Origin of the sequence: Arsenophonus nasoniae DSM 15247 (genome assembly GCF_000429565.1) — a bacterium.
Lineage (GTDB): Bacteria > Pseudomonadota > Gammaproteobacteria > Enterobacterales > Enterobacteriaceae > Arsenophonus > Arsenophonus nasoniae.
Genome location: NZ_AUCC01000047.1, coordinates 18,154 through 27,589 on the forward strand (window position 1 = coordinate 18,154; position 9,436 = coordinate 27,589).

A 9,436-nucleotide genomic window follows, 5' to 3' on the forward strand; every position below is an offset into this window, starting at 1 on the left:
TTCATTCAAGCCTCGCCAACTGGCGTTTTTGTTGTAGATAGCCTTGAAGCTTATCGAAAGCGAGATAGACCACTGGCGTGGTATAGAGTGTTAATATTTGACTAACAATTAAGCCGCCAACAATTGTTATACCTAACGGTTGGCGTAATTCTGCACCCTCACCATTACCTAGCGCTAGCGGTAGCATGCCAAAAATCGCCGCGATGGTTGTCATTAATATGGGTCGAAACCTTAATAAGCTGGCTTTAAATATGGCATCGTGTGCGCTTAGCTGACCCTGCCTTTGCGCCTGAATGGCAAAATCCACCATAATGATGGCATTTTTTTTAACAATACCAATTAATAACATAATACCGATCAGCGCAATTAAACTGAAAGGGGTATTAAACAGTTCTAATGCTAATAACGCACCTAAACCAGCGGAAGGTAAAGTGGAAATAATGGTTAATGGATGGATATAGCTTTCATAAAGGATACCAAGAACAAGGTAGACCGCACCGATGGCGGCAATAATTAAAAATAATTGGGTTTTTAAGGTTTCTTGAAATATTTTTGCTGTACCCGAGAAGGTACTACGCACTGTAGGTGGCACACTTAATTGGATCATAGTCAGTTCAATGGCCTCCATGGCATCATTAAGGGTGTAACCTTCATTAAGATTAAAAGAAATCGTTGATGAAGCAGATAAGCCTTGATGATTAACACTTAACGGGGCATTAGCAGGTTGCCATTTGGCAAAAAAGGAGAGCGGAATTGCTTTGCCGTGTTTATTAATTACAAACATTTTCTCTAATGAACTGGCATCTTGGGTATATTCAGGTGCGACTTCCATTACAACTTTATATTGATTCATCGGTTGATAAATCGTTGATATTTGTCGCTGGCCGAAGGCATCGTTAAGTAAATTGTTAGCATCTTTAACGTTAATACCTAATTGTGCCATTCTGTCACGATCGTAAGTTATCGCCATTTCAGAACCTTTGTCCTCTTTGTCAGAATTAACATCGGCCAACTGTGGCAGCTGAGCCAGGGCTTTACGGACTTGAGGTTCCCACTGACGTAATTCATTAAGATCATCAGCAAGTAGGGTAAATTGATAACTGGCCGTAGCCTGCCGCCCACCAGCGCGAATATCTTGCACCGGTATAAGAAATAAGTTAGCGCCGGGTTCATTTGCCAGTTGAGTTCGCAATCGCTGAATAACTTGATTTGCCGTTTCTTGCCGCAGATTTTGGGGTTTTAAAGAGATAAACATAAAGCCGCTATTTATTCGGCTGCCACCAGTAAAACCGGTGACATTATCAATGCTCGAATCTTTTACCAATTGGGTCATGAATTGTGTCATTTTGCTTTTCATGGCTTGAAAAGAGATGCTCTGATCGGCCCGCACATAACCTAACAGTCGGCCGGTATCCTGTTCGGGGAAGAATGTTTTTGGGATACTGATATAGAGGTAAATGTTTAAACCGATAGTCGTTAGTAAAACTAATGATACATTACGTTGATGCGCTAAAACCCAATTTAATGTGACGCCGTAACTTTGTTGTATTTTTAATAATAGCCGACCCACGCCGCTTATTTTAGGTGGGCTGTGTTTTTGGGTTTTTTTTAACAGATAAGCACACATCATGGGGGTAAGCGTAAGGGAAACAAATAATGAGATTAAAATGGCTGTGGCTAAGGTAAGGGCAAATTCGTGGAAAAATCGGCCAATTAACCCTCCCATAAAGAAGAGTGGAATAAAAACGGCAATTAAGGAAATACTCATCGACAATACGGTAAAACCAACTTCACTAACGCCGATAATAGCTGCTTTATGTGGCGCTAAGCCATTTTCTATGTGGCGCATAATGTTCTCAATCACCACAATGGCATCATCGACAACAAAGCCGGTCGCGACCGTTAATGCCATCAGCGATAAATTATTCAAGCTAAAGCCACATAAATACATAGCTGAAAAGCTACCAATTAGCGAAACGGGTACCACAATCGCGGGAATAATGGTTGCCCGGCCAGAGCGTAAGAACAAGAAAACCACTAAGATCACCAAACCAATTGCAATCGCTAATGCTCGCTCAACTTCCGTCAAGGAGGCTCGAATTGTCGGTGTTCTATCTTGGGCAATGGCTAAATTAATACTTGCAGGTAACATTTTGCTAAGTTCAGGTAGCTCGGCACGAATACGATCGACGGTAGCAATGATATTGGCGCCCGCTTCACGGCGAATGACTAAAATAATCGCCGGTTGGCCGGCAGCCATACCGGCGGTGCGAATGTCTTGTACCGAGTCTTTGATCTTAGCAACATCTTGTAGTCTAACCACAGAGTTATTATGCGAATGAATAATTATCGGTTGATAATCGGCAGCGGTTTTTAATTCATCATTGGTTTTTATTTGCCAGCGTGATTGTTCATCATGAAGGTAGCCTTGTGGACGACGGACATTGGCATCATTAACCGCTTCTCTGACGGCATCAAGGGCGATTCCTTGATTAAATAGTGCAGTGGGATTGAGTTCAATACGTACTGCTGGCAGTGAACCACCGCTAACAGAAACTTCACTGACGCCGGCTATTTGGGCAAGACGTTGCGCCAGGCGCGTCGAAGCAATGTCATATATTTCACCGATTGGGTAGCTCTTAGAGGTTAAGGTTAGGATCATAATTGGCGCATCGGCTGGATTGGTTTTGTAGTAACGTGGCCGTGATGGCATGCCGGTAGGTAGCATACTTTGCGCTGCATTTAATGCGGCTTGTACTTCTCTGGCAGCACTATTAATATCTTTATCAAGATCAAATTCCAGCATAATGCTAGTACTACCCAATGAACTGTTAGAAGTCATTTCATTAATACCCGCAATTTGACCTAAAGCGCGCTCTAAGGGGGTCGCGACCGAAGATGCCATGGTTTCCGGTGATGCACCAGGCAGTGAGGCGGTGACTTTAATGACGGGGAAATCCACTTGTGGTAATGGTGCGATCGGTAGCAGCATAAACGTTAAAACACCGCATAGAGTAATTGCCACGCTAAGTAAGGTTGATGTTACCGGACGCTCGATAAATAATGCGAACAACTTCACCGTAATGGCTCCTCTCCTTTTAATGCCCGCTGATAATGGCGGCCAGATTTCCAATAATTTGCTAGCCTGTCAAAAAGTAGATAGATCACGGGTGTAGTAAAAAGGGTTAAGATTTGACTCAAAATTAAGCCACCGACCATTCCCGTACCTAGTGGTCGGCGTAACTCAGCGCCGACGCCGCTACTTAACATTAAAGGCAAAGCGCCAAGCAGAGCGGCCATAGTAGTCATCAAAATAGGTCTGAAGCGTAATAAACACGCTTGATAAATGGCTTCTTGCGGCGATAAACCTTGTTCTCGCTCTGCGGCTAAGGCAAAGTCGATCATCATAATAGCGTTTTTCTTGACGATCCCAATCAATAATATGATGCCGATCACGGCAATAATATCCAGTTCATAACCTGCCATCATTAAGGCTAATAGCGCGCCAACCCCTGCGGTGGGCAGGGTAGAAAGAATGGTGATTGGGTGAATAAAACTTTCATATAAGATACCCAGAACAATATACATGGCAATAATGGCGGCTAATATCAGCCATAAAGTATTAGCCAGTGCTTTTTCAAATGCTAAGGTTGCACCTTGGAATTGAGTAACAATCTCATGGGGTAATTTAATTTGATTTTCGATCTGTTTGATTGCCTTAACTGCCTCTTCCAACGAGCTACCTTTGGCAACATTGAAGGAAAACGTGGCCGAGGGAAACTGGGCTAAGTGATTAATTGATAAAGGGCCATAATGTTGTTCAACTTTAGCCAGAGTATTAAGTGGCACCATAGTATTTTGGTTGCTTCGCAAACGAATATTATTTAGTGCCGCCAGACCAACACCCCCTTCAACGCCATGCTCAAGAATAACTCGGTATTGATTGGCTTGGGTATAAATGGTCGAAATCATTCGCTGGCCAAAAGCATTATATAATGCGTTATCAATGGCCGACATACTGATGCCTAAACGACTGGCTGTATCGCGGTCAACTGTTACATTGGCAATTAAGCCTCTATCTTGCCAATCACTGCTTACATCAGTAAGTTGTTGATTGGCTTTTAATGCGGTGACAAGCTTAGGTACCCATAATGAAAGTTGTTCTAACGATGTTGCTTGTAAAGTAAATTGATATTGGGTGCGAGAAATCTGGGTATTAATGGTTAAATCTTGCATTGGCTGTAAAAATAACTTAAGACCGGCAATATTATTAACCGCATGTTGTAGCCGAGGGATAATAACGTCAATTCGCTCATGACGTTGATTTAATGGTTTAAGGGTAATTTGCAATCGAGCATTATTGAGGGCCGAATTGCTACCATCGACACCGACAAAAGTAACCACATTTTCTACTGCTGGATCGGCTAATATCCGTTCAGCCACTTGTTGCTGCTTGTCAGCCATTGCGGCATAAGAGCTCGATTGTGGTGCTTGGATTACACCTTGCAGTAATCCATTGTCTTGTAAGGGGAAAAAACCCTTTGAAATGATCATATAGAGGAGGGCGGTCAGTAATAATGTGCTGACGGCGATAGCCAATATTATCCATTCATGATTAAGAATGCGTTTAAGCCAGGCGCCATAAATCACAATCATTTTATCAAATACTATTTCACAGCCTTTTTCAAAACGATTATGTTTAATCTTTGCTTCAGCTTTCAGTAAGCGGGCACACATCATTGGTGTCAGTGTCAGGGAGACAACCGCCGAAATTAAGATAGCCACGGCCAGCGTAATGGCAAATTCACGAAACAAGCGACCGACAATATCACTCATAAAAAACAGAGGGATTAGCACAGCAATTAATGAAAAGGTTAATGAAATAATAGTAAAACCAATTTCACCAGCGCCTTTAAGCGCTGCTGTTAACGGTTTATCGCCTTTTTCCAGGTAGCGAGAGATGTTTTCAATTACCACAATCGCATCATCGACCACAAATCCCGTTGCCACCGTTAAGGCCATTAGGGTGAGGTTATTAATCGAAAAACCACAAAAATACATAACGGCAAAAGTACCCACCAGTGATAAAGGAACGGCGATGCTCGGAATTAATGTTGCGGTACCATTGCGCAAAAACAGATAAATCACCATGACAACTAATGCGATAGCCATTACTAATTCAAATTGCACATCTTTAACTGAAGCGCGAATTGTCGTTGTCCGATCGGTTAAGATATTCACTTTAACCGCCTTGGGTAAATTTTTAACTAATTCAGGTAAAATTTTTCGAATGTTATCGGTTGTCTTAATAACATTCGCCCCAGGTTGGCGTTGTACATTAATCACAATGGCCGGTTTTTGATTTGCCCAAGCGCCTAATTGCGTATTTTCCGCCGCTTGGGAAATCGTAGCAATATCCCCTAGCCGAATTGCGCCACCTTGCTTATAAGCAATAATGAGTGAGCGATAATCTGCTAATGATTTCATTTGATCATTAGCAGAAAGCGTAATTGCCCGAGCGGGACCATCGAGGCTACCTTTAGCTGAATTAACATTGGCATTGTTAATCGCTAGCCGGATAGTTTCATTATCCAGTTGCTGGGCTGCAACGGCTTGGGGGTTTAATTTAATACGTACTGCCGGACGTTGTCCGCCGGCGAGAGTGACTAATCCTACGCCATCGACCTGCGAAATTTTTTGCGCCACCCGGGTTTCAACCATATCTTGCAGTTGGGTCATGGGGAGGGCATTGGTGGTCACCGCTAAGGTTAAAATGGGCGGATCGGCCGGATTAACTTTGCTATAGACGGGTGGATAGGGCAGATCTTTCGGTAATAGGTTACTGGCCGCATTAATGGCTGCTTGTACTTCTTGCTCAGCGATATCCAGTGCCAGTGACAATTGAAAAGTTAACGTAATGACTGAAGAGCCGCCAGCGCTTTGGGAAAACATCTGTTTTAGTCCTGACATTTGACCCAACTGGCGTTCTAATGGTGCAGTAATAGCGGAAGTCATCACATCAGGGTTGGCACCCGGATAGAGGGTGACCACTTGTATGGTCGGATAATCAACTTGTGGCAAGGCAGAGACTGGTAAAAACCGGTAACCGATAATACCAGCCAATAAAATGGCAACCATAAATAGCGTGGTTGCTACTGGGCGTAAAATAAATAACCGGGAAGGGCCACCACTTTTTACCGGAGTCTCAAACTGCATTAAGATTTCTCCGTCGTATTGGCATAGGAAGTTAATTGATCGTTTGGGGTAACAACCTGAACTTTTACCCCATCAACAAGCCTATCGACACCATCGGTAACAACACCAACACCTGCGTCCAAACCAGTGCTAATAATAGTCTTTTGACCATCATGTAAACCCACGGTGACTTTCTGCTTGCTAACAACATTATTGTTATCTATTGTCCAGACAAAGTGACCAATACTACCCATCTGTAAGGCGGCGGTTGGGATCACTACTACATTTTTTAGCGTATTAACTTGCATATGGATATTAATAAATTGGTTAGGAAACAGTCTATTATCTTGGTTGGGAAAACGCGCCTTCATTTTTAATGTACCCGTTGTACTATCGATCTGATTATCGGTACTTAACAGATAACCGGCCGCAATTTGGGTGCTATTATTGCGATCCCAGGCGCTCACTGGAATTTTAGTGTTTTGCTGTTGCGCGATTTTGATCAATGGAATATCGGCCTCAGGTAGCGCAAAAAGGGCGTCAATCGGGGTTGTTTGGGTAATGATAACGATGGGGGTAGTTGAACTGCTGGTGATGAAATTACCAATATCGACCTGTTTTAAACCAACACGACCAGCAATGGGCGCGGTAATTCGGCTATAGGTCAGTTGCAGTTTAGCATTACTAATTGCCGCCTGATCGATTTTAACACTGCCTTCTGCTTGTTGAACCAAGGTTTGCTGTTTATCTAATTCTTGTTGTGAAATAACCTTACTGGCCGCCAGCTTTTGATAACGGGCTAAATCTTGTCGGGTATTACGTAATAGCGCCTGATCTTTGGTCAATTGTCCTTCTGCTTGTGCCAGCGAAATTTGAAATGGTCGTGGATCAATTTCCGCTAATAAATCGCCTGCCTTAACTGCTTGTCCTTCAATGAAATGCAGAGCCATTAATTGTCCTTGAACACGACTGGTTACGGTAACCGTATTGGCGGCTTGTACAGTACCGAGGGCAGTCAGAATATGAGGAATACTTTGACGCACTGATAATGCCGCTTGCACCGGTGGCAATGGTATTTTACGCGATTTAGTTGAACTTAGGCTTGGTGCTTGGGTTGTTGATAAGGAACCTGACATAGTAGTTTGTGGCTGAAAATAACGCCAGGCAAACATCCCACTAAGGGATAAAAGAACAATGGCAATAGCAAATATGACAACTTTTTGGCGGCGATTATTTTTGTTCATCATGTCCTTAGCATTCTTAATGTGCTGGCAATAGTAGGTATTTTTAATTGCTTAAATAAATTATTTACACTCTATAGTTTAGCGAGTATTTACTATAAAAAAATGAAGGAAATGTGGAAATTATACCAGTCAGTGTGCGACAAGCATAAATTAGCTAAATGGCATAGGTTAAAATAGTGATCATAAGCAAATCGGTTTAATACCACCCTCTAGATAAGTGTTTAATAACAAAAAAGAATTATTAACAGTAATTAAATAGTGGTTTTCTTAAACTTATTATTTTATTTTATCAATAACTAACATACCATCTCGCTTTCATTATAAATTAATCAAGGAATGATTATGCGAGTACCTACTAGTAAGAGTGCGGATCCTGCTATTAATTCAGCTCACACCTCATTAGACTCACCTTCTCGTTTTCAACGATTAAGTCAGGTAATCTCGACTATTTACAATGATTATAAGGTGGCAGTACATCGCAATAATTGTCACCGAATTAAGAAATTAGTTAACAAAGAGTGTAACTCTGTTAGCCAATTTTTAATTAAGATTAGTCTCAGTGGCAATAATTTGTCTGGTATTAATTTACAACATGCCAATTTGGCATCGCTACCCCTGAGTAGGGTCAATTTATCACACGCTAAATTGCAACATGCTGATTTAAATCACAGTAAATTGACAAATGCGCTATTAACAGCCGTTAATGTTAGGGGGTACAAGTTTTCGTGGGGCAAATTTAGCCAAGGTAAATTTATTAGGCATAGATCTAAAGAAAGTGGATTTAAGGGAGGTGGATTTCAGAGAAACGGATCTCTATACCACGACCTTACGTGGGATGAATTTAAGTTGCGCCAATTTTAGTCGCAAGGACTTAAGTAAGATGGATTTGCGTGGGAGTAATTTAAGTGGGACGAATTTGAGTGGTGTGGATTTATGTGGCGCTAATTTAAGTCAGGCTAAATTAGCGGGTGCAAACTTATGCGATATAAAGCTACCTTGCTGGAATGAGGATAATCTGGATCGCTATTTTAATCACATAAACAATCGGTCTAGTTTGCTTAAAACTATTGCTAGCATTGACGTTAAGTATCATAACGAGAAAATCTCGTTGGTTCACCAGTTAATTAATTCATTAGACCAGCGTTCTCCAGATATCTCACTATCATCGGTAGTAGAGCCCTTGTTAGATACGTTGGCTACTGTGCCCTATAATCAGGATCCGAAAATTATCAACTGGCTCAATAACAATATACTGCCGCTCTATTTGGCTAAGTATGATACCAGCATGATGCCAGTACCCGCTGATCCCCTGTTGGCAACGTTGTTAAGTTGTATTAACAAGCAACAGGAGCTGATGTTTAGCCATAATGGAGCCTTTATTCAGTTGATTTCACAAGTGATGGCGCGAGATAGTTGCCTTAGGCATCAGACTAAAACGCTATATAATCATTATCTACAAGATAACCGTGTAGCGTTTTATACAATGAATCCTGATTTTGGTAATTATGCTGGCAATCCTGACTGGTCAGATAGAGAGGCTAATAATTTTATTTTGCTCTCTAGTCAGCAAAATAGTCACTATGCCATGATGATGTCACAAAACCAGCTCCAGCAAATGTTGGATTCGCAAGGGAAAAAACAGATATCAATTGGTATGGTTTTTATCTCTATCAGGAACAGTGTCACCGATCATGCAAAACTGATCCACTAACGATCATCTAAAACTGATCCACTTGGTATTATTCGCACATTTTTGTACGGATAATTTATGTTAACCAAGGAGATATTTGTGGATATTCATGTTCGCTTTGCACAAGGACAAAGCCTTCGAAAAATTGCCAGTGAGTTGGGTATATCCCGTAACACCGTAAAACATCATTTACAACAACAGACAATGCCAACTTATGCTAAAAGAAGTCAACAACCGACTAAATTATCCCCCTTTAAACCTTATTTGCTTCAGCGAATTGAACTGGCTAAACCTGATTGGATCCCTG

At 41.7% G+C, this 9,436-nt stretch carries 5 protein-coding genes and 1 pseudogene; 3 read left to right on the forward strand and 3 right to left on the reverse strand.

Features of this window, described 5'->3' with window-relative positions; translation table 11 throughout:
• Position 1: 1 nt before the first annotated feature.
• From mdtC to G468_RS20520, 3 genes are read right to left on the reverse strand one after another with little or no spacing between them, the layout of a single operon-like run.
• Complete coding sequence (mdtC, locus tag G468_RS0110580) at positions 2-3,079, reverse strand: multidrug efflux RND transporter permease subunit MdtC (RefSeq protein ID WP_026823101.1); 3,078 nt, start codon at positions 3,077-3,079, stop codon at positions 2-4.
• Entirely contained in the window at positions 3,076-6,216 is a 3,141-nt protein-coding gene (locus G468_RS0110585) for an MdtB/MuxB family multidrug efflux RND transporter permease subunit (protein WP_026823102.1), read from the reverse strand. The genes mdtC and G468_RS0110585 overlap by 4 nt, the downstream gene beginning before the upstream one ends.
• On the reverse strand, positions 6,216-7,439 hold the full coding sequence (locus tag G468_RS20520) for an MdtA/MuxA family multidrug efflux RND transporter periplasmic adaptor subunit (RefSeq protein ID WP_034249763.1): 1,224 nt from the start codon (positions 7,437-7,439) through the stop codon (positions 6,216-6,218). Before G468_RS20520 ends, G468_RS0110585 begins: the two co-directional genes overlap by 1 nt.
• Before the next feature lie 342 nt (positions 7,440-7,781).
• Here G468_RS20520 and G468_RS25345 point away from each other — a divergent pair.
• The 3 genes and pseudogenes from G468_RS25345 to G468_RS0110605 form a co-directional block, all read left to right on the forward strand.
• A pseudogene (locus G468_RS25345) lies at positions 7,782-8,108 on the forward strand (pentapeptide repeat-containing protein); the annotation flags it as partial.
• Between the two features lie 34 nt (positions 8,109-8,142).
• The gene (locus G468_RS22470) at positions 8,143-9,150 is read left to right on the forward strand and encodes a pentapeptide repeat-containing protein (RefSeq protein WP_071846876.1); all 1,008 of its coding nucleotides are present in this window, start codon (positions 8,143-8,145) and stop codon (positions 9,148-9,150) included.
• 57 nt (positions 9,151-9,207) lie between these two features.
• Positions 9,208-9,436 (forward strand): helix-turn-helix domain-containing protein (locus G468_RS0110605; RefSeq protein WP_034249427.1); only part of this gene is annotated, 229 nt, incomplete at its 3' end.